This window comes from Edaphobacter sp. (assembly GCF_028283685.1).
In the GTDB taxonomy this organism is placed as follows: domain Bacteria; phylum Acidobacteriota; class Terriglobia; order Terriglobales; family Acidobacteriaceae; genus Edaphobacter.
Map to the genome: position 1 here is coordinate 276,997 of NZ_JAPWKF010000005.1, position 25,732 is coordinate 302,728.

The window sequence follows — 25,732 nt, forward strand, 5'->3', positions numbered from 1 at the left end:
TGCTTAGTACACGTCCGCTGTGATGCGCATGCTGAGGTCAACGGCGATGGCGGAGTGCGTGAGAGCGCCGACGGAGATGAAGTCAACGCCTGTGAGTGCGTACTTGCGCACGGTCTTGAGGTTCATGTTGCCCGAAGCCTCGACTGGCACGCCGGGCAGCGCTTTGTGGATCTGCCGGACAGCTTTCTTCACCTGCGCTGGTGTCATGTTATCGAGCAGGATGGACTCGGTGCCTCCTGCAATCGCCTGATCGAGTTCTGCCTGAGAGCGGACTTCGACCTGCACCACCTGGCCGGTCTTGCGGCCCTTCAGCGCCTTCTCCAGCACCGCAGGCAAACCGCCGCCAAGCGAGATGTGATTGTTCTTGATGAGGATGCCGTCCTGTAGATCGAGGCGGTGATTGGTGCCGCCGCCACAGCTGACGGCGTACTTGTCGAGTGTGCGCAGGCCGGGGATCGTCTTGCGGGTATCGAGCACCTTGGTCTTCGTCTTGCCCACGGCAGTGACGAACTGGTTCGTGAGTGTGGCAATGCCGCACATGCGCTGCATCAGGTTTAGGATCACGCGTTCCGTGGAGAGCAGGGCGGCGGCGTTGTGGCGGATGACGGCCAGCGGCTGGCCCGCGCGAACCTTCACGCCGTCAAAGATCTCGGAATGGCTGACCACCTCGAAGCGCCCGACGGACTGATTGTTCATCTTGGAGAAGATGTCGAGAAAGATAGGGATACAGCCGAGACCGGAGACGACGCAGGCCTGCTTGGCCAGGATGGTGCCTGTGGCACGCAGTCTGGGGTCGATGGTCAGTGCAGTGGTCACGTCGTTGGCGGCCTTATCCTCGGCAAGCGCGGCTTCGAGGATCGTCCGAATCTTTTTGCTCTTCCAGTCCATGAGTTAAATCCTAAACCTCTTCGGTGCTATCTGACGGCAGGCGAACAACAAAGCGACGGGGCAGCGAAAGTCGTGGGATGGCAGGGGTATAATCCGTGCCCTCGGAAGGGAGAACCGGCTATGACGACCGAAAGGAATATGCTCGCCGACAATAGGGAGATGGCCCAGCGCTTTATCTATGAGTGCTGGAACATTGGCAAGATGGAGACGCTGTGGGACATGGTTGCAGCGGACTGTTGCCTGCACGACACCGCTTTTCCTGATGCCGTGACGGGGCCGGGTAGTCTTGCTCGTCATATCTGCTCCTGCCGCAATGGTTTCCCTGATATGGAGTTCACCATCGAGGACACCATTGCCGAGCGGAATGAGGTGGTGCTGCACTGGAGCGCGACCGGCACCCACACAGGCGACTACTTCGGTATGAAACCCACCGGAAAGTGCGCGGCGATTACGGGGAGCAGCATCTTCCGCTTCGAGGATGGCAGGATCGCTGAGATGTGGGCCGACTGGAATGCCATGTACCTGCTGATGCAGCTTGGCCTGATGCCTCAGCCGCCGCAGCAGCAGAGCCAGGTATCGCAGATGCAGCCGCTTTCAGAGCCACTGCAGATACCTGTCCCCGCTGCCATCCCGCGGCCAATTCTTCTAGGCAGGGGGCAGAGCATCTAGCGCAGCTTTGGCCTTGTCGTACAGCATCTTCGTCTCGGCAGACTGCTTGCGCAGTCCCTCGACGATGTGGGCTGGCGCCTTCGACATAAAGGTCTCGTTGGCCAGCTGCTTCTCTGCCGCCATCAGGCCCTTCTCCAGCTTGGCGAGTTCCTTGCTCAGGCGCTCGCGCTCGGCGACGACGTCGATCTGCCGCTCGTAGATCACTGCGACATCGAAGCTGGCCGTGGCCCGCGCATTGCTGCCGGAGAGCGTTGCTTCGGCGAACTCAACGCTGGAGACGCGCGCCATGCGGGAGAGCATATCGCGGTTGGCGTCGACCAGCGCGACGATGCGATTGTCGCCATGCAGATTGATCGGCGCAGCCTCTTTCTCAGGTACGCCAAGCTCCTTGCGCAGGGCGCGGATCGTGGTGATCAGCTCCTGCAACGTGGTCATGGCGGCGACCGATGCTTCATCGGCAGCGAAATCCGTGGGTTGCGGATAGCGCGTCAGCGCGATGGACTTTGCCGGAGCGTTGTTCTCATAAAGCGCGTGCCACAGCTCTTCGGTGAGGAAAGGCATGAAAGGGCTCAGCAGCCGCAGCGCTGCTTCGAACGAGGCGACCAGTGAAGCCAGCGTAAGTGCGGTGACGTCGTTCTTCTCGTGGCCTTCGCCGAACTCGAGCCGCAGCTTGATCAGCTCGAGATACCAGTCGCAGAACTCGCCCCAGAAGAACTGGTAGACGGCTGCGGCGGCCTCGTCGAAGCGATAGTCGGTGAGAGCGCGATCGACCTCGGCGGAGACGGCGCTCAGGCGGCCGAAGATCCAGCGCGTCTCGAGTGGCGTGTTTGCCGGTAGATCAGGCACCGTGCCGCTGGCCTGCATCGAGAACGTGTAGCCTGCCTCCTTCGCGCGATCGGCCTGCATAAACAGGAAGCGAGCTGCATTCCAGATCTTGTTGGCGAATGCGCGATAGCCCTCGGTCCGCGACTCGCTGAATGCGATGTCGGTGCCGGGCGAGGCCATGCTGGCCAGCGTGAAACGGACAGCGTCGGTACCGTACTTCGTCACCACCTCGATGGGATCGATGACGTTGCCCTTGGTCTTCGACATCTTCTGCCGGTCGGCATCACGCACCAGTGCGTGAATGTACACCTCGCGGAAGGGGACGGCATCCTTCAGTTCGCGTTTCGATCCGTCGGGCATCGGCACGTCGAGCATGAAGTGGCAGCCCAGCATCACCATGCGCGCCACCCAGAAGAAGAGGATGTCGAAGCCGGTGACCAGAAGCTCCGTGGGGTAGAAGGCCGTCAGATCAGGCGTGAGGCCGTTCGAGCCTTCGGTGCCGGGCCAGCCAAAGACGGTGAAGGGAAGCAGGCCGCTCGAGAACCAGGTGTCGAGCACGTCGGTCTCCTGCGTCAGCTCCGTCGAGCCGCACTTCGCGCACGCCGTCGGCGTCTCACGGGCGACGTTGATCTCCGCGCACTTGATGCAGTGCCACGCCGGGATGCGATGACCCCACCAGAGCTGCCGCGAGATGCACCAGTCGTGGATGTTCTTCATCCACTCCTCGTAGGTCTTGCGGTACTGGTCGGGCGTGAAGCGGATGTGGCCCTGCTCGACGGCCTCGATGGCCTTGTCGGCGAGCGGCTGAATCTTGATGAACCACTGCTGCGAGAGCCGCGGCTCGATGACGACGCCGGTGCGCTGGCTGAGGCCGATCGACAGCGTGTGGTCCTTGATGTCGACCAGCAGATCCAGCTCGCGCAGATCCTCGATCATCCTCTCTCGCGCAGCGTAGCGATCGAGGCCGTCGTAGTGCGAGCCCGGCAGATCGACGTGCGCGGTGTCGTTGAGGATCGATAGGTTCGGCAGGCCGTGGCGCTGGCCGATGGCGAAGTCGTTGGGATCGTGCGCCGGGGTCACCTTCACGGCACCGGTGCCGAACTCGGGCTTGGCCCAGTCGTCGGCGAGGATCGGGATCTCGCGGTCGGGGCCACCGTTGACGCCGCTCAGCGGCAGACGAACCAGCTTGCCGATGAGTGCCTTGTAGCGCTCGTCCTCAGGGTTCACGGCAACAGCGACGTCGCCCAGCATCGTCTCCGGCCGGGTGGTGGCGACGACGATGGAACCTGTGCCATCAGCCAGCGGATAGCGGATGTGATAGATCTTCCCCGCGCGTTCCTCGTGCTCAACCTCGAGGTCGGAGACGGCGGTCTGAATCGCTGGGTCCCAGTTAACGATGTAGGCGCCGCGATAGATCAGCCCCTGCTCCCACAGGCGCACGAAGCACTCCTTCACCGCGACGCTGAGGCGGTCGTCCATGGTGAAGTACTCGCGGCTCCAGTCGACGCTGGCTCCCAGGCGGCGCATCTGGTCGAGGATGGCTCCGCCGTAGAGCTCCTTCCACTGCCATACGCGCTCAATAAAAGGTTCGCGGCCAAGCTCGCGGCGGTTCTTGCCTTCGCTGGCCAGCTGGCGTTCCACCATCATCTGCGTGGCAATGCCGGCGTGGTCGGTTCCGGGGATCCAGACCGAGGTCTCGCCGCGCATGCGATGCCAGCGGGTGAGGATATCCATCTCCGTCTGGTTGAGCATGTGGCCCATGTGCAGGCGGCCCGTGACGTTGGGCGGCGGCAGCAACATGGTGAACTTCTTGGCGTCGTCCGCCGTACCATCTGGTGTGGCGACGTCGAACAGGTGCTCGCGGACCCAGTACTCGGCCCAGCGCTCTTCAATAACGGACGGATCGTATGTCTTCGGAAGCTCGTGACTCATGCTGTTTAAGCGTAGCATTCATGCAGCTTTACGATGCGTCCTCAAATGTCGCTGTAACGATGTTTGCCCGTCCTTCGGGACGGGCCTTAGACTCTTCTTCGAGGTGGCGTTTCTGATGCGATGTGCCCGCTTTGCCCTGATGACGATCTTGCTGGTCTCCCCGCTGGCGACGGCCTTCGCCAAAGGTCACGGCGGCAACAATCGCGCCTCCTTCGGCCAGGACATTAACGTGTCGGAGGGGGAGTCGGTTGGCGATATCGCCTGCAGCTTCTGCACGGTCCACGTCCATGGGGACGTAACCGGCGATGTCGCCGTCTTCTGGGGAAGCGTGATCGTCGACCCCGGCCAGACCATTGCGGGGGATACGGCGATTGCCGGGGGGAATCTGCGGCTTGAGGAGGGTGCGTCGGTCCACGGCGATGTTGCCATCCTGAGCGGCGTCGCTGATGTGGCTGAGGGCGCAATCATCCATGGAGATCGCGCCGTGCTTCCACCGCCCCTGGGGACACTTCTGCTGTTTTCTCCGCTGATCGTTTTGGCGCTCATCATCTGGCTGATCGTCTACCTGGTGCGGCGCAACCGCTACCGCTTTCCGCAGTACCCGCAGGGCTATGGGGCTCCTCCGCCTCCGAGGTAAGTCCAGCAAGATCCTCGATTTGCGCGGTTTACGGAACTGCGCCCGCCTCGCCTGCGTATGGAGGGAGAACGGCGACGCCACGGTATCGCTGCCAGCGTTCTGCATTTCATCTCCAGGAGTTGAGCCGTGTCCAGCCGTGTCCTTCGATCTCTCGGCATCGTGTTTTTGTTTCTCGTCACCGTGGTCACGGCGCGGGCGCAGGGCGGTTCGCGTACCTACTTCAATCAGGACATCTTCGTAGCGCAGGGCCAGCAGGTGCATAATGCGGTCTGCCTCTTCTGTTCGGTGCAGGTGGAAGGCGAGGTCACGGGCAATGTCACCGTCCTCTTCGGAAGCCTCAACATCACGGGCCGCGTGGATGGGCGGGCTACGATCGTCGGCGGGAATGCTGTGATCGATTCGGTGGAGGGGCTGGGCGGAAATGCGCTGATCGTCGGCGGCAATGCAGTTTACGAGGCCGATGAGTCCATCTCGGGCAACGCCTGGGTCATCGGCGGCCACCTGTCGCCGATGGGCGGCCACCGTCCGCATACGGCGCGGCGCTTCTTCTTCAGCCCGCTGGTTTCGACGGCGGCGGCAGTCGTGGCTTTTGTGCTGCTTTCGACGATCCTGGTGCTGCGGCGTCGCTCCCAGCCTGCCTGAGCGCGGCAGATTGAAACAAAGAAAAATCCCCGGAGATGCTCCGGGGATTTTTCTGTCTGTCTTCTCTTCTGAAGCTAGAAAGGTCTTCTGAAGCTTAGAAGGGGTTGAGCTTGCCGAGACCCTTCTTCTTCTTGTGGGTGCTCGAGGATTCTTCGCCGTTGTCGTAACTCGGCTTAGGAGTCTTCTTGTCGCCTGTCTTGGTAGGCTGAGCCTTGGGCTGCTCGGCGGCGTTGACATCGTTGATCGCGTCGGGAGCCGCTGCCGGCTTCTCGATCGCCGGAGCTGCCTCGGTGTTGGTCGGGCCCACAGCCTTCAGGCCTCCGTTAGCGTCTGGCGCGGGCTGCGCAGGAGTGGAGCTTCCGTTCGCGCCGGGAGTCAGGATCTCGACACCCATCGCATTCGATCCACCGCTGGTTGCCGGAGCTGCCGTTGCAGGGGTCGCGGCGCCGCCAGTGGAAGGCACGTTGGACATGACGGAGGCACCGTCCGAACCCGTGCCGGCGCTGGGAATATCCTGGAAGGCCAGCGGAGTGGCCGGCTTCGCCGGTGCTGCGGGCTGGGCCGGTGTCGTGTCGGCTGCCGCGGTCGACGGCGTGGCGTCAGCCGGCTTCTCGGCCGACGTGGCCGGAGCTGCCGTGGGGTTCATCGCCGTCTGGTAGTCCTTGATGATGCCCTTGGTGACCTCGGGGGCCATGGTGGGCTTGGCGTCGTTCATCGACGGGTCGCCAAGACGGGCCGCGGTGACGACGTCGGGGCGGCGCAGCACCATCAGCATGGCGCGGCTCTGCAGGCTGTACTGGCCGCGGCTGTTTTCGAGCGCCGTACTGGCCGCAACCTGCTCCGGCGTCGGCGTCGGAATCGGAATGTTCATGGCCGCGAGACGATCACGTGCATCTTCGACGTGCGGGGAGGCAGAGTGCTCGAGCGCAACCTTGCGGTATGCATCGGCTGCGTGCGCCTCGTAGATCGAGGCCAGGCGGCCGCGGGCATCCGACGGAAGCTGCTTCTGCAGTCGGGCGATGCGAGCCTCGGACTCGTAGGCGTCGCCGAGCGCGATCAGCACGTCGTCCATGTGGCTGTACAGCGGATAGGTATCGGCGACGGTCTGGTAGCGGGCGATGGTGGCAGGCCAGTTCTCGCGGGTGGCGTAATAGGCGCCGATCTCAGCCTCGCGGGTGGCCAGAACCTCCTGCACCTCGCGCAGGCGCTGCTTGGCCTGCGGCACCAGTGTGGATTCGGGGAACTGCTGCAGCATCAGGCGGTACTCTTCCTGCGCGTGCATGGACTTGGTGTAGTCGCGGTCCGGCTTATCCATCTGCCGGAAGTAGATATCGCCGACGCGCATCTGGGCCTCGGCGGCCTCAGGCACGTTGGGGAAGAAGGTGATGAAGTCCTTGTACTCCTGCTCGGCCTGAGTGAGAGCCGCTGAGCCGCCCTCACGGTACCAGCTGTCAGCGATGGCCAGCTTGGCCTTCATCTGGTACTGCGAATCGGGATAGGTGTTCAGCAGGGTCTGCAGATCGAGACGGGCGACGTCGAAGTGACCCTTCTTGGTCGCAGCGAGAGCCTTGTCGTACAGCTGACGGTCCGGCAGCTTGGCGTCGGTGGCGGCGAGCTCGTCGTTCTTCTTCTCCGAGGCAAGGCGCTTCTTGGTGTCCTTGGACTGGACGACCTTATCTTCCTTGTTCTCTTTCTTCTTGCCCTTCTTGTCGTTGTCGCTGTTGTTGGAGAGCGTGGCGCTCTGCTGCGGCTGAGCGCTGGCATCAGTGGTCTGCTGCGCGGCTGCGCCGTTGTCCTGGGCGCGAGCGCCTGCAGTACCGGCGATAAGCGCAGCGACGGCGACTCCGGCCAGCAGGCTGGCCTTGAGACTGGGGAAGAAAGAACGGTTCTGATTCATCAACTAAGGACCTCACATCGGCCGGGTCGCGGAGCGAGCCACGGCTTGTCAATATTCTAGACTTTCCGTGCCTTCTTGTCCGGTGCTGCGGCGTTCGCCAGTTTCAATAATTTACGGGCGTTCTGTTCGGTCTTGCCCTTGCTGAAGACGGCCGAACCGGCGACGAGCATATCCGCTCCCGCTTGGACGACCGAGGCCACCGTGTCGTGAGCCACGCCGCCGTCCACTTCGATACGGAAGTTCAGGCCCATCTTCTTGCGAATTTCGGCGAGATAAGCGATTTTTTCTACCGCAAAGGGGATAAATTTCTGCCCGCCGAAGCCGGGGTTCACGCTCATGATCAGCACATAGTGCACCATCGGAAGGACTTCGATGAGCGTATCGACCGGGGTGGCTGGATTGAGGACCACGCCGGGCAGCGCTCCGTGATCGGCGATCAGCTGCAGGGTGCGGTGCAGGTGGCGGCAGACCTCCTGGTGAACGCTGATCAGGTCGGCGCCCGCCTCGGCGAAGGCCGGGATGTACTCATCCGGATTCTCGATCATCAGATGGCAGTCGAGAGGGAGATTCGTGACCGGGCGCAGCGCCTGCACCATAGGAGGCCCGAAGGTGATGTTGGGGACAAAGTGGCCGTCCATGACGTCGACGTGCACGATGCTTCCGCCGCCGCGCTCTGCTGCCTTCACCTCGTCGGCGAGGTGGGCGAAGTCCGAAGCCAGGATGGAGAATGCCAGTTCGATCAAAGGGGGTTGCTCCTGCGGTTAAGTCTATCAGCGGAGACGCCGTGCTTCATGAATCGTGGATCGCGGGTAAGACCTGTTCGATCCGCCGAAATGGTAGTCCTTGCCGGGCATCGCCAGGGAATTTGCTGTCTGTCTTTGCTGATGCGAGCTTGGGTGGTCGAAAAGCGGGTTTCTCCACTTCGCTGCGCTTCGGTCGAAATGACAGTGTGCGGGCAGAGGATGATGGTGTGCAGGGCCAGCGTGCCAGTGGTGCGGGGAGAGGAAAGAGTCTGAGACGGGAAGAGCTGTTTACTGCTTGTCGCGTGTGATGACCGGAACGACGCGCTCGACGTCAGGGCGGCCTTCGTGCAGGATGCGGGTCTTGGTCTCCTTTGCGATCTTCTTCGCAGCCTCGCGGTCGGTGTCGGCCATGGGTTTGGGGTCGCCGAGCACGACGCGTGCGGTGCCGTTGAGGATGCGGCGGATCGGCCAGCCGCCGTCGGCGTTCGGCAGGAAGACTTCGCCGGCACGCTGCTTCTCGGGCCGGTAGTACCAGCGGCGCAGCAGCGAGAGATGATCGCTGAGCATGGCGACGTCATTCGACGGGCTCGCGGCTGCTTCAAGGCGTTCGAGCACGGCTCGCGCGCGCTGCTCCGGGGAGTTGGTGGTGTCGGCGGCCTCGCCTTCGAGCGGTACTGCCTCAAGCATCAGCGGCTGCGCGAAGAGCGAGCTGCCGACCGAGGTCTGCTCCTTGACGGCACGCACGCCGAGCGTCGAGAGTCGCTCGGGGCCGAGAAGGCAGCCGCCCTGAAGAAGGATGATGGCGGCGTCGGCGGAGTGGCGATGCGCCTCGTCTTCGGCGGCTTTCTGCACGATGACGGCGCGCAGCTGCGGGATGGGGCGCACGAGCTCGTCGGCCAAAGAGGCGGCGGCCTTCACCTTCTGATACTGCTCGTGCAGCTCGGCGGCGCGCTCGAACTCCATCTCTTCGGAGGCCTTATCGCGGTCGATGCCGATCCTGGTCAGCATGCTCTCGCCGCGGGTGTCGAAGAAGGCCTTCACGGCAGCGGCCTCGGCGGCGTACTGCTCCGGTGTGCAGGCCTGTTTACAGGGCTCGATGCACTTGTGCATCTCGCCGTAGACGCAGCCGGGATGCTCGGGGTATGGCGCGAGGTCTTCGTGACAGCGGCGCAGCTTGAAGAGATCGAGCACGGCATCGCAGTAACGCTCCGCTGCGGCACGCGAGGGAAAGGGGCCGTACATCTGGGCGAGGCCGCGCCTGGAGAGGCGGTTGGTTGCGTAGACGCGGGGGAACTCATTCTCCATCGTCATGCGCAGCACGGTTGGCGTGTGCAGGCGCAGGCGACGGCGCGCCTCGGCATAGCCGTAGATGCTGGCGGCAGCGTGGTAAAGGGTGAGCGTCGACTCGAACTCGGAGCCTGTGACGGTGTACTCGATGCGAGCCACGCGATCGCGCAGATTGAGCCGCCTGGACTGCGACTCGGGCGGCGCGAGCAGACGCTTCATGCGGCGGCGCAGATCGGCGGCGCGTGTCAGATACGGTTCGGCATTCTCCTGCTGACCGTAGAGCGCGAAGACGCCGGGAAGCGCGGGGATGGAGCGCAGGATCTCCTCTGCGTTCTCGGGGGAGAAGGCGATGGATTGCTCGAAGGTGAAGCTGGCTGCCACGTCTGCGATTTTAGCTGTCGCGGTTACGCGCCGGCGATGGTCATGCCTTCGACGCGCATGGTTGGTGCGGCGCTGGAGCTGCGGAACTCGAGGTCGTTGGCGATAGCGACGATGTTGCGGTACATGTCCTTGAGATTTCCGGCGATGGTGATCTCTTCGACCGGGTAGGCAAGCTCCCCGTTTTCAATCCAGATGCCTGAGGCTCCCTGCGAGTAGTCGCCGGTGACGAGGTTGACGCCGAAGCCCATCGTCTCGGTGACGTAGAGGCCGTTCTTGACGTCGCCGATGAGCGTCTCGGGTGTGCAGTCGCCGGGTTCGAGATAGTAGTTGTGCGCGCCGATGCCTGGGTTTCCGGCGAGGCCGCGCGACGCGCTGCCGGTGGAGCGCATGTTGAGCTTGCGGGCGGTGTAGGTGTTGTTGACGTAAGTCTGGAGGACGCCCTTGTCGACCAGCACGGTGCGGCGCGTGGGCAGGCCTTCGCCGTCGAAGGGCACGGTGCCGAAGCCGCCCGTCTGGATGCCGCGGTTGTCGAGGAGCATGGTGCCGTCGTCGACGATGGTGATATTGCTGCCGGCGACTTCCTTGCCGAGCATGTCGGCGAAGAAGGTGGCGTGGCGGTAGATGGCGTCGCCGTTGGCGGCGTCGAAGATGTTGCCCATGATGGAGCGGGCGATCTCGGGCGCGAAGACGATGGAGGCCTTCTGCGTGGGAACGCGGCGTGCGCCGAGGCGGCGCAGGGTGCGCTGCGCGGCGATGCGGCCGATCTCTTCGGGTGACTCGAGCTTTGCGATGGTGCGTGCGCTGGAGTACCAGTAGTTGCGCTGCATGCCGCCTTTTTCGTCGATGGCGATGGGGGAGACGGAGAAGCCGCAGTAGGAGCGGCGGTACTCGCCGGTGAAGCCGCGGGAGTTGGTGAGGATTTTGTGGGAGGTTCCGGTGTCGAAGTCGGCGCCGGAGGAGTTCTGGATGCGGGTATCGCAGGCGAGGGCGGCGGCCTCGGCGCGGCGTGCGATCTCGATGCGCTCGGCGGGGGGCAGGTGGTTGACGTCGTCGAAGTAGAGCTTGAGGTCGCCGGGAAGCTGGCCGAACTCTTCGCGCTCGGGGAGGCCGGCGAAGGGGTCTTCGCTGGTGATCTTTGCCAGGGTGAGGGCGCCGTCGACGAGGTGCTGGATGGCGTCGTCGGAGAAGTCGGAGGATGAGGTGCTGGCGGTGCGCTGAGCTTTTCCAGAGCTGAGGAAGACACGCAGGCCGACGGCGCGGGAGCCAGACTCCTTGAGCGTCTCTACCTGACCGAGGCGGACGCGGGCGGAGAACTCGTCGCCTTCGTAGACGACGGCCTCGGCGTCGGTGGCGCCGGCCTTCAGGGCGCGGTCGAGCACGTCCTGGGCTAGCTGGCGGAGGTCGGTCTTCGGGGGCGTCTGCGTCTCGGTGGGCATGCCCTCACAGGATAAATGGGGGGGGACCCCCTCCCCCGGGTTTTGTGCAAAGTCTTCAAAATAATGGACTTGCTAAGGAGGTATTCTGCAAAATCTTGAAAAGAAAGACTTAAAAGGCAAATTCTTCAAAGGAAACGACTTATTGCTTTTGGAGAGCCGCTGCTCCATCAGAAGCAGCCGTTGCTTTTATTTGGTTACTGGCTTTTCTTCTCTTTTCTTGCCCTGCTTCTAATTCTAGTTGGCGGAGCGGGGTGAACCGGCACTCTGTAAGTGTTCTGGCATCAAATGCTTGAACGGTTCCGGGGCTTGACAGGTTTGGTTGCGGACCTGGGTTTCCTTGGTATAGTCCAACAGGTGTTTCCGATGTTTTTTCCTTTTAGGTGGGGCAGACGACGATGCATATCTCCAGCGCAACGCTGATCTATCTGGGCTTCGTCTTTGGTTTGCTGGTGATTCCCCGGGCCCTGCAGCGATTCCGCCTGCCTGCTCCGCTGACCTGCGTGGTGCTGGGTATCGTGGTGGCGAAGTTTTTTCCGCAGACGGCGGCCGACGGCGTGATGCCGGTGGTGGCGACGCTGGGAATCGCATCGCTGTTCCTGTTTGCCGGGCTTGAGGTGGACCTGGATGAGCTGCGGACGCAGGTTCCGCGCCTGACGGCGTACCTGATGGCGGGCGGTCTGATTCTGCTGGTGGGAACGTGGGTGGCGATACGGTTTATGCACATGGCGTGGCAGCCGGCGGCGTTGCTTTCGCTGGGTCTGTTTACGCCCTCGACGGGTTTCATCCTGGATACGCTGCCGCACTCGGGGCTGGATGAGGTGGAGCAGCGACAGGTCTCGATGAATGCGATTGCGGCGGAGATTGTGGCGCTGCTGGTGTTGTTTGTGGTGTCGCAGGCAGGGTCGATGAAGACGCTGGCGGTCTCGAGCGGGATTTTAGTGCTGCTGATTGTCCTGACGCCGATTCTCTTTTTGGCGCTGGGCCGGTACGTGGTGCCGCATGCGCCGGGGTCGGAGTTTTCGCTGCTGATCATGGTGGCGATTATCTGCGCGGTGGTGAGCCAGGGGCTGGGGGTGCACTTCCTGGTGGGAGCGTTTGTGGCCGGGATGGTGGCGGGTCTGCTGCAGGACAGGATGCAGACACTGGCGTCGGATACGAACCTGCAGGCGGTGCGGCTGTTCTCGTCGTTCTTCGTGCCGTTTTACTTCTTCCGGGAGGGTATGGAGGTTCCGGGCGGCGCGCTGGTGTGGCGGGCGGTGTTGTATGGGCTGGCGCTGGCCGCGGTGGTGATTCCGATACGGGTGGGCAAGGACTGGGTGGAGGCGCTGGTGTTTACGCGGCGCAGAGGCAGGAGCGGCATCCGGGTGGCGGTGGCGCTGGTGCCGACGCTGATCTTCACGCTGGTGATCGCGGGCATGCTGCATGCGCAGTTTCATATCAGCGATGAGCTGTTTGGCGGACTGCTGGCGTATGCGGCGATTGCGACGATCCTGCCGTCGTTTGTGTTGCCGCAGCTGGTCTCGGCGGCAGCGGAGGATGGGCTGTAGCTCGCTGAGCTAGTGAGATGGAGCGTAGTAGCCGGACCGGGTGGTGATGGCGGCGACGCGATCGGGCGGAACAATGAGGATGCGATGGAAGGCGCCGTTGTGCGGCATCGCGGCCGGGTTGTAGATGAGCCGGTACTGGTTGCGCAGATTGGCCTGAATGATGTGCAGATCTTCGTCGATCTCCGCGCCAGAGGCGCCGATGCGGAAGACGCGGCCTCCGGTGAGCGAGGCGAGGTCGGAGAGATTGTGCAGTCCGGTGATGGCGGAGTCGGGACGGAAGACGTAGATGGCGGTGTTGGTCTGCTGGCACATGTCGACGGCGGAGCGTAGTGGAAGGTAGGAGGCGTCGTCATCGCCGTCGCTGAAGAGCATGATGAAGTTACCGGTGGTGTCGTGTGCAAGCCTGCCGAACTGTTCGCGGCAGGCGGCATAGAGTGTGTCATACAGCGCCGTGGTGGAAGGAATATTGCCGCTGCGGGCGATGGCGGCGGTGAGAGCGGCTGGACTGCCGGACCATGATTGCAGCGTCTGCGATCGTTTCGAGAAGCTCATGACGAAGGCCTGGTCGGTGGCCTGTTGCAGCACGCGCTGGGCGTAGACGGTGGCGATGTCGAGCATGGTCTCGCGGCTGGGTTCCATGGAGGAGCTGGTGTCGATGAGGATGCCGGCGCGGATGGGGAGATTGCGCATGGGCTGGAAGGTGACGATGCGGCGCGGGGGATGTCCGTTGTCGGTGATTTGGAGATCGCTGGCGCGGAGATCGTTGACGGGCATGCCCTGTGCGTCGTCGGCGTGCAGGGTGAGTTCGACCTCATCGACGTTGACCTTGATGCTGTAGGGAGCGGAGGTCTGCGAGCCGGTGGTACAGGCGGAGGCGAGCAGCGCGGCGATGCAGAGGGCCGTCAGAGGGAAGCGCGGAGGCATCGCTCCGAGAATAGCGGAGTTTCTGTCAGATCTCTTGCTGCTGTTGCTGTTGCCGTGCGGTGCGGAAGGTGGATTCGCGGTTGGTGAGCAGGAAGTAGAGCGAGACGAGGGTGAGAGCGATGCCGGAGCCGGAGAGGGCCTTGGAGACGCCGATGAGGGGGATGAGCTTGCCGAGAGCGAGGGATCCGAGGGGGATACCGGCGCGGAAGGCGAGGTTGTAGACGCTCATGACGCGGCCGCGCATGGCGTCGGTGGTGATGAGCTGGGCGAGGGAGACCATGAACGAGGCCGAGGCCATGATGGCCATTCCGGAGAAGAAGAGCAGAACGCAGGAGAGCGGCAGCCAGTGGGACATGGCGAAGCCGGCGATGATGAGGCCGAGGAGGACGAGGATGAGCAGCGTGAGGCGTCCCTGGCCCTTCATCTTTTCGACGGCGGCGACGGAGAGCGCGCCGCAGATGGAGCCTGCGCCGGAGCAGACGAGCAGAAGCGTGTAGGTTTCGGGGCCTTTATTGAAGACGCTGCGGACGAAGACGGGGAGGAAGCCGTTGAGAGAGAAGCCGAAGAGGGTGGTGCAGAAGGCGAGGATGACGAGGGCGCTCATGCCGTCGCGACATCGTATGAACTGGATGCCTTCCTTCATGCTCTTGAGGACCGAGACGGTGGTCTTGGCGGGGACGAACTTCACCTGGATCATCAAGAGCGAGGCGATGACGGCGAGGAAGGAGGCGCCGTTGAGGGTGAAACACCAGGTGGCGCCGAGGGTGGCGTAGGCGATGCCGCCGATGGCCGGACCGACGATGCGCGCGAGGTTGAACTGAATGGAGTTCATGGCGATCGCGTTGGAGAGATCTTCGGGATCGACGAGCGAGGGCAGCAGCGCGGAGTAGGCGGGCCCGCCGAAGGACTGGCCGACGCCGACGAAGAAGGAGAGCGCGAGGATGTGCCAGACCTGGACCAGATGCAGAGCGAAGAGGGCGGCCAGAAGGAAGGCGCAGGTCATCTGGATGTACTGCGAGACGAGCAGCATCTTGCGGCGGTCCATGCGATCGGCGAAGACGCCGCCGAAGAGGGAGAGCAGGATGATGGGGAGCTGGCCGAGGAAGAGGTCGAGGCCGAGGTAGAAGGCGTCCTTGGTGAGGTCGTAGACGAGCCAGCTCTGTGCAAACTGCTGCACGAAGGTGCCGATGGTGGAGACGCAGGCGCCGATCCACATCAGGCGGAAGTCGCGATAGCGAAACGCTCTGAAGATGCGTGCTAAAAACTTGGGTTCGCTGCTGGACATTCCTACGTGTGGCTTCTTCCGGTGCTGTTGGTTAGAGGGTACCGATCTTCATGGTACAGGGATGGATGATTGGACGGCGCCGAAGTCGCAATAGTTTGTATCGAGTAACGGGCTGGAACAATAGCGGAACATCGTGGGGCCGTGGTTCTGTGAAGCTGTGGCGCTCGCCGCGGAATGGTGCAGCAGGCCTTTTGAGCAGTAAGCTTCAGATATGATGAGCAGTTCCCGGCCCCTCTTCCCTGTAGTGGCGGTGATGGTCTTCACCGCTTTGAGCTGTGTCAGTCCTGCACAGCAGCTGAACAAGGATGACAGCGTGGCGCGTCCGACGCCGCAGTATGCGATTCCGACGATGCCTGCCAATCCGGCGCTGCCGAATATCTGGATTGTGGGCGACTCGACGGCGCAGAACAAGAAGGACTGGGGATGGGGCGACCACTTCGCCCACTACGTGGATACCAGCAGAATCAACGTGGTGAACCGTGCGCGCGGTGGACGGTCGAGCCGCACGTTTATTCACGAGGGCGCGTGGGACGAGGTGCTGAAGAGCGTGAAGCCGGGCGATTATGTGCTGATCCAGATGGGGCACAACGACGGTGGGGCGCTGGACGGCGCAAAGCCGCGCGGGACGCTGAAGGGTATCGGCGACGAGCAGCAGGAGGTGACGCTGCTGGACGGAACGCACGAGGTGGTGCACACCTTCGGCTGGTATGTGCGGAAGTATATTGACGATGCGCGGGCCAAGGGAGCGCATCCGATGCTGCTGAGCCTGACGATCCGCAATATCTGGACGGACGGCCACATTGAGCGGGATATGGGCTACGACGGATTTATTCACCAGGTGGCTGAGCAGGAGAAGGTGCCTTATGTCGACATGAGCGATGTCGAGGCCGACCGGCTGGAGAAGATGGGGCCGGAGAAGACGGCTGCGTTCTTTCCGGGAGACCACACGCATACGGCTCCCGATGGAGCGGAGATGGTGGCCTCGTGCGTGGCCGAGGCTCTGAAGGAGCAGCACACGGATCTGGCGCAGTATGTGAAATAGAGGCAGAGAAAAGGAAGAGCGGCGCAGAGATCTCTCTGCGCCGCTTTGTTCTGCCGGAAGCGTTACGTCGTGATGACGTGCTGGGGGGCGTCGGCGAGGATGACCTGATTGCGGCCCTCGTGCTTGGCGCGGTAGAGGGCGCGGTCGGCGGAGCGGATGAGGTCGTTGCCATCGATTGCATTGGAGGGGTAGAGGGCGATGCCGACGGAGACGGTAATGGAGCGCAGGGCTTCGCCGCGGAACTGCGTGCGGATATCGGAGACGGCTTCGCGGATCATCTGGGCGCGCCGGAGGGCGACCTCTTCGCTGGCGTCGGGCATGATGACGACGAACTCTTCACCCCCGTAGCGACAGATGACGTCTTCGGTGCGGACCATGCGGCGATAGCACTCGGCGACGGAGCGAAGGACGATGTCGCCAGCTTCGTGGCCGTAGGTGTCGTTGAACTGCTTGAAGTGGTCGACGTCGAGCATGAGGACGGCGAGCGGCGTGCGGTGACGTGCGGCGCGATGCAGTTCGCGCTCGAGGGCGATCTCCATGAAGTGGCGGTTGAAGAGGCCGGTGAGGCCGTCGCGGATGGACTGGCCTTCGAGCTTGGAGCGTAGGTTGAGGGCGGCGATGGAGAGGGAGGCGAGCTCGGCCATCTCCTGGATGAGTGACTCGCGCTGCTCGGCGAGGGCGAGCGTGGCGGGGGTGTCGCAGAGGACGAAGAGGAAGCCCTGGGTCTCGCCGTGCGCCGCGAGCGGGACGCAGAGATAGTTGTCGGGGGGAGTGCCGATGAAGTGGCCGCAGTGCAGCTCGGTGCGTCCCTTGCGTCGCCAGCGGAGCTTGCCGCCGCGCAGGCCGCAACAGGTGTCGGGATCGAAGCCATCGAGCAGGTTGGCGGGCTCTCCCCAGTGAGCGCCGATCTCGACCATGCGGCGTGAGTTATTGATGACCAGGGTGGCGCCGCTGGTTCCGGGCAGCAGGAGGTTGAGATGGCGTGTGGCGCACTCGTGGGCCTCGTGCGCCGTGGTGCAGAGCTGCAGCTCGTCGCGGGCGTTGGTCAGGATGACGCTCTCTTCGGCGCGCGTGGTCAGCTTGTTGACGGTGCTTTCGAGCTCGCGCTTGGCGGAGAAGAGCTTCTTCTCGTCCTGGCTGCGGCGCAGAGCGTCACGGAAGAGGAAGATGAACAGGACGAGGGTGATAAGCAGCGAGAAGCCGAAGTAGCTGATGCTGAGCAGGAAGCTTCGGTCGGAGCTCTTCCGGAACATCTCGTTCCGATCGTGGAGGAGGCCGCGCTCTTCCTGGAGCACAATGCCGAGGATGTTGCGCGCCTCGAGAATCTGCTTTTCCGGCAGGACGCGATTGTGGCTGTCCATCGAGCCGATCAGGTTGGTGAGGGACTGGAGTGTCTTGTCGAACTGATCGATGTGATGGCCCTGGTCCTGATTGTCCTTGACCATCTCCTGCAGCTGCACCAGGCTGACGTTCATGTTGGACAGGGTGGAGATCGCGGACTTCAGATGCTGCTGCTCGCCGGTGGCGGCGAAGAGCTGCAGGCTGTAATCGACGCGATCGAGGCGTGCCGTCTGGGTTTGCAGGCTGGTGATGACCAGCTGGGAGTGATCGATCCAGCCGCGTTCTTCATCGGCGGCGTGCAGGTTGTTGTAGACGGTGCGACTGCCTGCAACGACGAGTCCGATCGTGGCGACCGCAGAGATCAGGAGAACTCCCATGATCCTGACGGGCTTCGGTCGGCCGCTGGCAGATGCGAACATCGCTTCCCTTTGAGTGAATTTTTTCCGTTCTACGAGCCGTTGTACGAAATTTAACTAGAAATGTAACTGTTTCCGGAGCAATTCGATATGCCACGAATAGGCCATAACTGGTAATGACGTTCAGCTTAGCGGCAATTTGGGACTGGCGGGGGAGGATCTTTGCGAGGAAGATCCTTGCGGGGTTCCTCAGCGGGCTGGAAGGCGGTCTTATTTCAGTGCTTTCGTTGCAGAATCAGTGATATACGGCATCATCTCGTCCTCGGTTCTGACTTCGTGGACGATGGCTTCGCTGGCGCCCTTCCAGAAGGCGAGGCGATTGAGCACGACTGACTGCGCCGCCATGTAGCCGCGAAGCTTCTGCGCGGCCAGGTCGCGGTCAGTGGCGGAGAGGCGCAGCTGGTAGCGCTGTCCACCGGGAGCCTGGCGGCTGTCGAGCGTGGCGAGGAGATCGTTGTAGCGCAGCGTGGCCTCGTCTTCGGCCTTGAGCTCCTGCTCGGCCTCGAAGTCGAGGCGGGTGTAGATGCGTGCCTGTTCGTGCCGGAGGAGAGGCACGAGGCCGGCGTCGCGGGCGACGGCCCAGGTGCCGCGCGAGGGCGAGGTCATGTTCTCGACCTGAGGGAGCGGGCCGAGTTCCCTGGAGATGTCGATGGTGAGGAAGCCCTTCTGAAGCGGCGCGCTGCCGAGGCGATCGGCGACGGAGCGCAGGGTGGCGAGCTCCTGGCTGAGCAGGTGCGTATCCTCGTCGATGACCTTGATGTTCTCCTCTGCCTCGTCGCGCATATCTTCGACGAGCTGGTGACGCTGGTGGCGATGATGCATCCACTCGACCGTCTGTTCGAGCGAAAGAGCCATCAGGAGGCCCAGCGCGACGGTGCTCATGTGGATGAGGAACTGCTTCCAGGTCATGATCGGGTGTTCGGGAACTTCAATTTCCATAAACGGTCGGGCCCTTGGGCAGACTGCTCCTGCGGTGAGATGAGATCGTCTCCATCCACTTTCGCTTGGAGGCAGGGTGGACGCAATCCTACCTTTGGGGAGCGTGTGTTCCTGGCCAGCCGCATTTGCCTGAGGGCGCCTGTGTGAGCGTCAGGCTGATGGAAGCTTCTTCGAGCGTAGAAGAGGGGCTCCCCAGGTGCCGATGGCGAGGAGGGCACCGAAGAGGATGATGGCGTCGATGCTCTCGCGATCCTGCGCAGACCAGTAGGCGTTGGGGTCGAGGGTGAGCCAGATGGCGAACTCGTCGAGTGTGAGGGCGGCGCCGACGCCGTAGGCGATGGAGAGGAGACGGCTGACGAAGATGGAACCTGGGGTGGCTCCGGTGCCGGCCTCGGCGAGGGTGGCGTAGCCGCTGAGGAGGAGTAGAAGGATGCCCCAGACGAGGTGATGGATGTGGCGGCCGCCGACGAGGACGTATCCGAAGGGGCCGACGTGGTGCGTGATGGAGTAGACCAGAAGGCGCGCGGCGAGGAAGGTGATGAAGAAGGAGATGGAGGCGAGGAGGAGGCGGCGATGTGGGCGGTCGGGGATGCGCTGGTGGAGGATGTCACCGGCTTGGGTGAGGTGCAGCAGGACGAGTGCGACTGCTGCCATGAGCGCGACGAAGATGAGGAGTATCCAGGAGCCGGCGAGGTGCATGATGAGCTTTATCACGAAGCAAGGCACTAAAGCGCATGGGCTCGGTTTAGTGCGTCAACATCTTTATTTGAAGATGTGAAATTGGAAGAGTCGATGAAGCAGGATGCCGAACGACCCAATCCCGAACCACATTTTCCTAAAGAAATCGCTCGTCGTGTCGTCCCATGTTCGACCAGCATTAATCCACCAGCTTCGTCCTAAAACATAACCAAGGATGGATACCACGGTGGTAATGCCGCCGATTATCCATAACCCTTGCCAGTCGAAACTGAAGGAACTCGCTAGTTGGTACCGCCGACGGTCATCTTGTCGAGCTTGATGGTGGGCATGCCGACGCCTACGGGGACGGACTGGCCGGACTTGCCGCAGGTTCCGATGCCTTCGTCCAGGGCTAGATCGTTTCCTACCATCGAGACGTATTTGAGGGCTTCGGGACCGTTGCCGATCAGCGTTGCACCCTTGACGGGGCGGGTGACCTTGCCGTCTTCGATGAGGTAGGCCTCGGAGGCGGAGAAGACGAACTTGCCGTTGGTGATGTCCACCTGGCCGCCGCCGAAGTTGACGGCGTAGAGGCCGCGCTTGACGGACTTGATGATGTCCTCGGGCATGTCTTCGCCGTTGAGCATGTAGGTGTTGGTCATGCGCGGCATGGGGATGTGGTGGTAGCTCTCGCGGCGGCCGGAGCCGGTGTTGGGTGTGCCCATCAGTTTGGAGGAGAGCTTGTCGGAGAGGTAGCCCTTGAGGATGCCGTTCTCGATGAGGACGGTCTCCTGCGTGGGGTTTCCTTCGTCATCGACGTTGATGGAGCCGCGGCGGTTGGGCATGCGGCCGTTGTCGACGACCGTGACCTTGCTGGAGGCGACCTGCTGGCCGATGAGGCCGGCGAAGGCGGAGGTTTTTTTGCGGTTGAAGTCGGCTTCGAGGCCGTGGCCGACGGCTTCGTGGAGGAGGACGCCGGGCCAGCCGGGGCCGAGGACGACCTCCATCTCACCGGCCGGGGCCGCGACGGCGCCGAGTTGCAGGATGGCGGTGCGGGCGGCCTCGCGGGCGAAGTGTTCGGGGGATTTATCGCCCTCGAAGAAGTCCATGGTGATGCGTCCGCCGCCGCCGCTGGTGCCGCGGGCGGTGCTGCCGGAGCCGCCGTTTCCGGCGGCGTCCTTGGCGATGACGAAGATGTTGAGGCGGGCGAGGGGCTGGGTGTCGGAGGCGAAGGTGCCGTCGGAGGCGGCGATGAGGATGCGGCGCAGCTCGTCGGAGAAGCTGGCGCGGACCTGGGTGATGCGCGAATCGTAGGCGCGGGCGGCGTCGTCGGCGCGCTGAATGAGCTTGAGCTTGGCGGCGATCTCGGCGTCGGCGGTGGCTCCGGCGATGGGATAGAGCGAGTCGGATTCGGTGTGGCGGAAGCCGTGGATCTGCTCCTTGGCTGGTCCGGAGGCGATGAGGGCGGCGGTACGCGCGGCGCGGAGCAGACGGTCGGAGGAGAGGTCGTCGGTGTAGGCGTAACCGGTACGCTCACCGGAGAGCACGCGGATGCCGCAGCCGACGGAGATGCCCTGGGAGGCGGTCTTCACCATGGACTCGTCGATGCCGAGCGAGGTGGAGGAGACGGACTCGAAGTAAAGGTCGGCGTAGTCGCCCCCGGCGGAGAGCGCTTCGGCGAGGCAGCGCTCGATGAGGCGTTCGGAGACGCCGAGCTTGTCGATGAAGTAGCGCTTGTGGTCGGGGGCGGGGATGGTCATCTTGATTTGATGATAGGTGTCGTCGGGGGATGCGGCAATGGGAGTTGGATTTCCGGCTCGATCCACGTAGGATCGCGTTCTGGCAGTTTCTTCCCGGAAAATCATGGCCCCTGAATCTTTTGTGAGAGGTTGCGAGCACGTGGCGGCAGCGGATCTGGTGGAACGTTTAGCGCGGCACACAACGGTGGGAGCAGCTCCCGAAGAGGAGCTGCGCTGGCTGGCGGAGCATGGTGAGTTACGGCAGCTGGAGGTGGGTGTGCCTCTGTCGCACAAGGGCCAGCCGGTGGAGTGGATGTACCTGATTCTGACGGGGCGTATGGCTCTCTTTGTCGATCGCGGATCGGGCCCGAACAGGATGGTGGAGTGGCATGCGGGCGATGTGGGGGGGCTGCTGCCTTACTCGCGCATTGCGACCGCGCCGGGAAACTCCATGGCGCTCGAGCCTACCGAGGTGCTGGCTCTGCATCGCGACCAGATTCGTGAGATGACGCATGCCTGCTTCGAGCTGACGACATTGCTGGTGCATCGCCTGGTGGACCGGGCGCGTTTGTTTACGTCGACGGAGCTGCAGAACGAGAAGATGATCTCGTTGGGCAAGCTGTCGGCGGGGCTGGCGCATGAGCTGAACAATCCGGCATCGGCGATCGAGCGCAGCGTGAGTTTGCTGACGGATCGGCTGGAGGAGGCGGAGGACGCGACGCTGGAGCTGGGGCTTGCACGGCTGTCGGAGCAGCAGCTGACGGAGATTGAGAAGGTACGCTCGTGTTGCCTGGGGAAGAAGGCGAAGCTGCGGCCTCCCATGGAGCAGCTGGATCGCGAAGAAGAGATCGCGGACTGGCTGGCGGTGCATGGCCTGAATACGTTGAGCGCGCATACGCTGGCGGATACAGAGGTCACGATCGACGAGCTGAATGCGGTGGCGCAGGTGGTGCAGGGAGCGGCGCTGAGCGCGGCGCTGCGATGGGCGGCGAGCGGATGCGCGGTGCGTGGTCTGGCGTCGGAGATTCGCGGGGCGTCGATGCGGATTTCGAGCCTGATTATGGCGGTGAAGGGCTTTACGCATATGGACCAGGCGATGGTGGCTGACAATCTTGACCTGGAAGCCGGGCTGCGTAATGCGGTGATGGTTCTGCAGGCGAAGACGCGGGAAAAGTCGGTCTTCGTATCGATGGAGATGGAAGCCGGCCTGCCGCAGGTGATGGGGTATGGTGCGGAGCTGAATCAGGTATGGGGAAACCTGATCGATAACGCTCTGGATGCGGCCCCGGAGGGCGGCTGTGTCGAGGTGCGGGCTGCGCGTGAAGGGGACCACGTCGTCGTGCGCATCGGCGATAACGGCGCGGGCATTCCGCCGGAGATTCAATCGAGCATCTTCGATCCGTTCTTTACGACGAAGCCGCAGGGGCACGGCACAGGGCTTGGGCTGGATATTGCACGGCGTCTGGTGGGTCACAATGATGGCGTGATCGAGTTCGACTCGATACCGGGCAGGACGGAGTTTCGTGTCTCGCTGCCGGTGGCGAGACACGGTCACGCATAAGAATGAGGAGACAGCACCGACAATGATCGGCGGCATCAATCACATCACTCTGGCAGTGAGAGATCTTGAGATTTCGTTTTCGTTTTATACCGATGTGCTGGGACTTCGGCCGGTGGCGAAGTGGTACAAGGGCGCATATCTTGAGGCGGGCACCGATTGGATCTGCCTGACGCTGGACGAGAGTACGCGGAGTGGCAGTCTCCCGGAGTACACCCACCTGGCACTGACCGTGGATGAGGCAGAGTTTGCCGCCGCGATGAAGCGTTTACAGGATGCCGGAGCGGAGTGCTGGCAGCAGAATCACAGTGAAGGCGAGTCGTATTACTTTCTCGATCCGAACGGACATAAGCTGGAGATTCACACGGGAACGCTGCAGTCACGTCTGGCGACGATGATGGAGCATCCACCGAGAGACCTGATTTTGTTTCCATCGCGCAAGGAATAGTTCTCCCTACAGCTGCTGCCGAAGAGATCGCAGGAAAGGCGCTAGCGGAGTGCAGGATGCTGGGCTATAACTGTGGCATGCGATCCAAAACACTCGCCGGCTTCTATGCGCTGGTGCTGCTTCTCTGCTGCACGGCGTCGTTGTCTTCCGAGACTCTCAAGGGCTTCTATTCAGGAAGCGGCGGCCTCTCGCAGGAGGTGCATCGCGTCATCATGATCGAGTTTGGCGAGGACGGTTCGGCGCTGGTGCAGCAGAACTGGGTGGGTAAAGATCCTCAGGTGTGGCACGGGCGATGGACGATGGACGGCAAGACGGTGACGGTCGCCTTCAACGCGGAGAAGAGTGAGAGCCCGCAGAAGCCGCTGGTGATGGAGATGAAGCGGAGCGTGATGACACCGACCTCGTGGGACGCCGCGACGCTGGGTGTTCTGGGGCCGCCGAAGCTGGCGCCGTTTGGCGGCAAGAACATCAAGCAGCACAGCGTGGCGACGTGCCAGGCGATCCGCTCCTCCGACGCTTCGGGGCACTGCACGACGTGGGACTCGCGCAGCAAGTAGAGCGGACGCGAAGCTGTTCGCTGTAGCTGGTCAGCGTCCGTTGGACGGGTCGTCGCTGGTGGCGATGTTCATGTCGAGATAGATCTTCGGAACGCCGGGGGCGTAGCACATGTTATCGGCGGCGTAGGTCTTGCGGCAGGTGGCGGTGTTCTCGGGACGGCGCGGGGATTGCGCGTACTGCCATGCGATGACGCTGGGCGTGCCTGCCGCGGTGATGGGCGGCGGGGTGACGGTGCAGCCGTTTGATGGCGGGCAGGTGTCCTGGTAGACGAAGAGCGCGACGGGATGAAGGTGCTTCTCCGTGACAAGCTGGCGGACGTGGTCGGCGGTGGTGATGGTCTTGCCGGGGCCGTCGTCGGCGGGCTGGCCGCTGAGGTAGACGCCGGGCTTGTAGGTGGAGGCGGCGATGGCCTCGGTCCATGCGAGCAGGTACGTCGATTGCTCGTCGAGGAGACGGCCGCCCTCTTCCTGGTCGAGAAAGAGGATGGTGCCGGTGGGGAAGTGTTCGCGCTGGGCGGCGGCGATGGCGCGTGCAGCGTCCTGTTTGCCGAGGGCATCGGGTGCGGTGCCGCGACGTTTGGCGCGCAGGATCAGCGCATCTTCGCGGCCGTTGAAGAGGACGAGAAATCCGAAGTTCTGTTTGAGGAAGGCATCGCGCTTGCCGATCCAGGTGTTGGAGGTCTCGCCGGGAGGATTGTTGAGCCAGTAGCCGGTGAAGGCGAAGTGCTTGCGCAAAGCGGGGAGCGCAGCGTCTCCGGGGTACAGGTTGCGGTCGAAGCCGAGGTGCGGCGTCTGCGCCTGCAACGTGGGCGCTGCGGCGAGGAGGAGGGCGAAAGCGAAGAGAAGTTTACGCATGGAGCTGCCTTGTCACGAGGTTACACAAGTCGCTGTGCTAAGTTGGCCTAGATATGACAAGAGGAGAAGATATGGCGCTGACCGGAGTCGACCCGCGGTATCCGATTGGGAAGTTTGAGAAGCCGGAGACGATCACGTTTGACGATCGTATCGGTGCAATTGCCGTGCTGGCCGAGCTGCCGGAGCAGCTGCGCAATGCGGTGGAAGGGTTGGATCACGCGCAGCTGAACACGCCGTATCGCGAGGGCGGATGGACGGTGCGGCAGCTGGTGCATCACATCGCGGACTCGCACATGAATGCGTTTATCCGGATGCGGCTGGCGCTGACGGAGAACTGGCCGACGATCAAGCCGTATGACGAACAGTCGTGGGCGACGCTGCATGATTCGGCGGCCCCGGTGGAGTGGTCGCTGGAGCTGGTGGAGAGTCTGCATGCGCGTTGGGTGATGTTGCTGCAGTCGCTGAGCGACGAGCAGTGGATACGCGGCTACCGGCATCCGGAGAGCGGCGATACACCGCTGGATGTGGCGGTGCTGTCGTATGCGTGGCACTCGCGCCATCACGTGGCGCACATTACGCATCTGCGTGCGCGGGAAAGCTGGTAGGCGATGACGATGGAGTCGTCGATACGGGTCGCAGACGGGCGCGAGGAGATTGCGCGCTGCTTCGCGGTGATGAGCCAGCTGCGGCCCGCGCTGACGGCGGAGGAGTTTGTAACGCGGGTGGAGCTGCAGCAGGGCGAAGGATACCGGCTGGCTTTTCTGGAGCATGACGGCGCGGTGGTCTCGCTTGCGGGGTTTCGCGTGATGCATGTGCTGTGGAGCGGAAAGACACTCTACGTGGACGACCTGGTGACGGATGCGGCGATGCGTTCGCGCGGATTTGGCGAGCGGATGATGCGCTGGCTGGAAGAGACGGCGAGGGCTGAGGGATGTGCCACGTTTGCTCTGGATTCGGGCACGCATCGTGAGTCGGCTCATGCGTTTTACTTCCGCATGGGCCTGCGCATCTCGGACTTCCACTTTCAGAAGACGCTTTAGAGTTATGGGTGTGGCGGCCGCGCTGT

General features: G+C 62.9%; 23 protein-coding genes. 10 read left to right on the forward strand and 13 right to left on the reverse strand.

The features are described 5' to 3' along the window. Positions 1–3: 3 nt before the first annotated feature. Positions 4–888, reverse strand: coding sequence for a carboxylating nicotinate-nucleotide diphosphorylase (nadC, locus tag PW789_RS08260; protein WP_299374155.1), 885 nt, complete (start codon positions 886–888; stop codon positions 4–6). 120 nt (positions 889–1,008) lie between these two features. On the opposite strand from nadC, the gene PW789_RS08265 reads away from it, so the two are divergent. Further along, positions 1,009–1,557 carry an ester cyclase gene (locus PW789_RS08265; protein ID WP_299374158.1) on the forward strand — a complete coding sequence of 183 codons (549 nt, stop codon included), beginning with the start codon at positions 1,009–1,011 and terminating at the stop codon, positions 1,555–1,557. Here the strand turns inward: PW789_RS08265 and PW789_RS08270 are convergent. Further along, positions 1,534–4,314: a valine--tRNA ligase gene (locus tag PW789_RS08270; protein WP_299374162.1), complete on the reverse strand. Its 2,781-nt coding sequence runs from the start codon at positions 4,312–4,314 to the stop codon at positions 1,534–1,536. The two genes, PW789_RS08265 and PW789_RS08270, sit on opposite strands and share 24 nt — an antisense overlap. 115 nt (positions 4,315–4,429) lie before the next feature. Here PW789_RS08270 and PW789_RS08275 point away from each other — a divergent pair, with 115 nt between their 5' ends. Then, a complete protein-coding gene (locus PW789_RS08275; RefSeq protein WP_299374165.1) occupies positions 4,430–4,951 on the forward strand; it encodes a polymer-forming cytoskeletal protein in 522 nt (173 codons plus the stop codon). A gap of 126 nt (positions 4,952–5,077) precedes the next feature. After that, positions 5,078–5,593 (forward strand): hypothetical protein, encoded by a 516-nt coding sequence (locus PW789_RS08280; RefSeq protein WP_299374168.1) that lies wholly within the window; start codon positions 5,078–5,080, stop codon positions 5,591–5,593. Positions 5,594–5,687: 94 nt separating this feature from the next. Here the strand turns inward: PW789_RS08280 and PW789_RS08285 are convergent, their stop codons facing one another. The 4 genes from PW789_RS08285 to PW789_RS08300 form a co-directional block, all read right to left on the reverse strand. Then, entirely contained in the window at positions 5,688–7,490 is a 1,803-nt protein-coding gene (locus tag PW789_RS08285; protein WP_299374171.1) for an outer membrane protein assembly factor BamD, read from the reverse strand. A gap of 56 nt (positions 7,491–7,546) precedes the next feature. Then, complete coding sequence (gene rpe / locus PW789_RS08290) at positions 7,547–8,233, reverse strand: ribulose-phosphate 3-epimerase (protein ID WP_299374176.1); 687 nt, start codon at positions 8,231–8,233, stop codon at positions 7,547–7,549. A gap of 288 nt (positions 8,234–8,521) precedes the next feature. Beyond that, the gene (locus PW789_RS08295) at positions 8,522–9,901 is read right to left on the reverse strand and encodes an excinuclease ABC subunit C (protein ID WP_299374180.1); all 1,380 of its coding nucleotides are present in this window, start codon (positions 9,899–9,901) and stop codon (positions 8,522–8,524) included. 23 nt (positions 9,902–9,924) lie between these two features. After that, complete coding sequence (locus PW789_RS08300) at positions 9,925–11,337, reverse strand: TldD/PmbA family protein (protein ID WP_299374185.1); 1,413 nt, start codon at positions 11,335–11,337, stop codon at positions 9,925–9,927. A 395-nt stretch (positions 11,338–11,732) separates the two neighbouring features. On the opposite strand from PW789_RS08300, the gene PW789_RS08305 reads away from it, so the two are divergent. Continuing rightward, positions 11,733–12,884 (forward strand): cation:proton antiporter, encoded by a 1,152-nt coding sequence (locus tag PW789_RS08305; RefSeq protein WP_299374188.1) that lies wholly within the window; start codon positions 11,733–11,735, stop codon positions 12,882–12,884. A gap of 9 nt (positions 12,885–12,893) precedes the next feature. Here the strand turns inward: PW789_RS08305 and PW789_RS08310 are convergent, their stop codons facing one another. Together PW789_RS08310 and PW789_RS08315 are read right to left on the reverse strand one after the other, a co-directional pair. Next, complete coding sequence (locus tag PW789_RS08310) at positions 12,894–13,808, reverse strand: VWA domain-containing protein (RefSeq protein WP_299374191.1); 915 nt, start codon at positions 13,806–13,808, stop codon at positions 12,894–12,896. A 25-nt stretch (positions 13,809–13,833) separates the two neighbouring features. After that, on the reverse strand, positions 13,834–15,093 hold the full coding sequence (locus PW789_RS08315) for an MFS transporter (RefSeq protein ID WP_299374196.1): 1,260 nt from the start codon (positions 15,091–15,093) through the stop codon (positions 13,834–13,836). Between the two features lie 211 nt (positions 15,094–15,304). On the opposite strand from PW789_RS08315, the gene PW789_RS08320 reads away from it, so the two are divergent. Continuing rightward, positions 15,305–16,135, forward strand: coding sequence for a rhamnogalacturonan acetylesterase (locus tag PW789_RS08320; RefSeq protein ID WP_299374201.1), 831 nt, complete (start codon positions 15,305–15,307; stop codon positions 16,133–16,135). Between the two features lie 62 nt (positions 16,136–16,197). On the opposite strand, the gene PW789_RS08325 is transcribed toward PW789_RS08320, so the two are convergent. The 4 genes from PW789_RS08325 to tldD form a co-directional block, all read right to left on the reverse strand. Continuing rightward, complete coding sequence (locus PW789_RS08325; RefSeq protein WP_299374204.1) at positions 16,198–17,853, reverse strand: sensor domain-containing diguanylate cyclase; 1,656 nt, start codon at positions 17,851–17,853, stop codon at positions 16,198–16,200. Between the two features lie 249 nt (positions 17,854–18,102). Next, a complete protein-coding gene (locus tag PW789_RS08330; protein WP_299374214.1) occupies positions 18,103–18,831 on the reverse strand; it encodes a hypothetical protein in 729 nt (242 codons plus the stop codon). A 150-nt stretch (positions 18,832–18,981) separates the two neighbouring features. Then, positions 18,982–19,530, reverse strand: coding sequence for a hypothetical protein (locus PW789_RS08335; RefSeq protein WP_299374219.1), 549 nt, complete (start codon positions 19,528–19,530; stop codon positions 18,982–18,984). Between the two features lie 281 nt (positions 19,531–19,811). Next, positions 19,812–21,269, reverse strand: coding sequence for a metalloprotease TldD (gene tldD / locus PW789_RS08340; RefSeq protein ID WP_299374400.1), 1,458 nt, complete (start codon positions 21,267–21,269; stop codon positions 19,812–19,814). Between the two features lie 139 nt (positions 21,270–21,408). Between tldD and PW789_RS08345 the strand changes: the two genes are divergently transcribed. From PW789_RS08345 to PW789_RS08355, 3 genes are all read left to right on the forward strand, one after another. Next, complete coding sequence (locus tag PW789_RS08345) at positions 21,409–22,809, forward strand: ATP-binding protein (protein ID WP_299374222.1); 1,401 nt, start codon at positions 21,409–21,411, stop codon at positions 22,807–22,809. Between the two features lie 22 nt (positions 22,810–22,831). Continuing rightward, positions 22,832–23,254: a fosfomycin resistance glutathione transferase gene (locus tag PW789_RS08350; protein WP_299374225.1), complete on the forward strand. Its 423-nt coding sequence runs from the start codon at positions 22,832–22,834 to the stop codon at positions 23,252–23,254. 77 nt (positions 23,255–23,331) lie between these two features. Then, positions 23,332–23,811: a hypothetical protein gene (locus PW789_RS08355; RefSeq protein WP_299374230.1), complete on the forward strand. Its 480-nt coding sequence runs from the start codon at positions 23,332–23,334 to the stop codon at positions 23,809–23,811. A 30-nt stretch (positions 23,812–23,841) separates the two neighbouring features. Here PW789_RS08355 and PW789_RS08360 read toward each other — a convergent pair whose 3' ends face one another. Next, entirely contained in the window at positions 23,842–24,666 is an 825-nt protein-coding gene (locus PW789_RS08360; RefSeq protein WP_299374233.1) for a glycoside hydrolase domain-containing protein, read from the reverse strand. Positions 24,667–24,737: 71 nt separating this feature from the next. On the opposite strand from PW789_RS08360, the gene PW789_RS08365 reads away from it, so the two are divergent. Together PW789_RS08365 and PW789_RS08370 are read left to right on the forward strand one after the other, a co-directional pair. After that, positions 24,738–25,271, forward strand: a complete 534-nt coding sequence (locus tag PW789_RS08365; RefSeq protein ID WP_299374236.1) for a YfiT family bacillithiol transferase — start codon at positions 24,738–24,740, stop codon at positions 25,269–25,271. A 9-nt stretch (positions 25,272–25,280) separates the two neighbouring features. Next, the gene (locus PW789_RS08370; RefSeq protein ID WP_299374239.1) at positions 25,281–25,706 is read left to right on the forward strand and encodes a GNAT family N-acetyltransferase; all 426 of its coding nucleotides are present in this window, start codon (positions 25,281–25,283) and stop codon (positions 25,704–25,706) included. Positions 25,707–25,732: the final 26 nt, after the last annotated feature.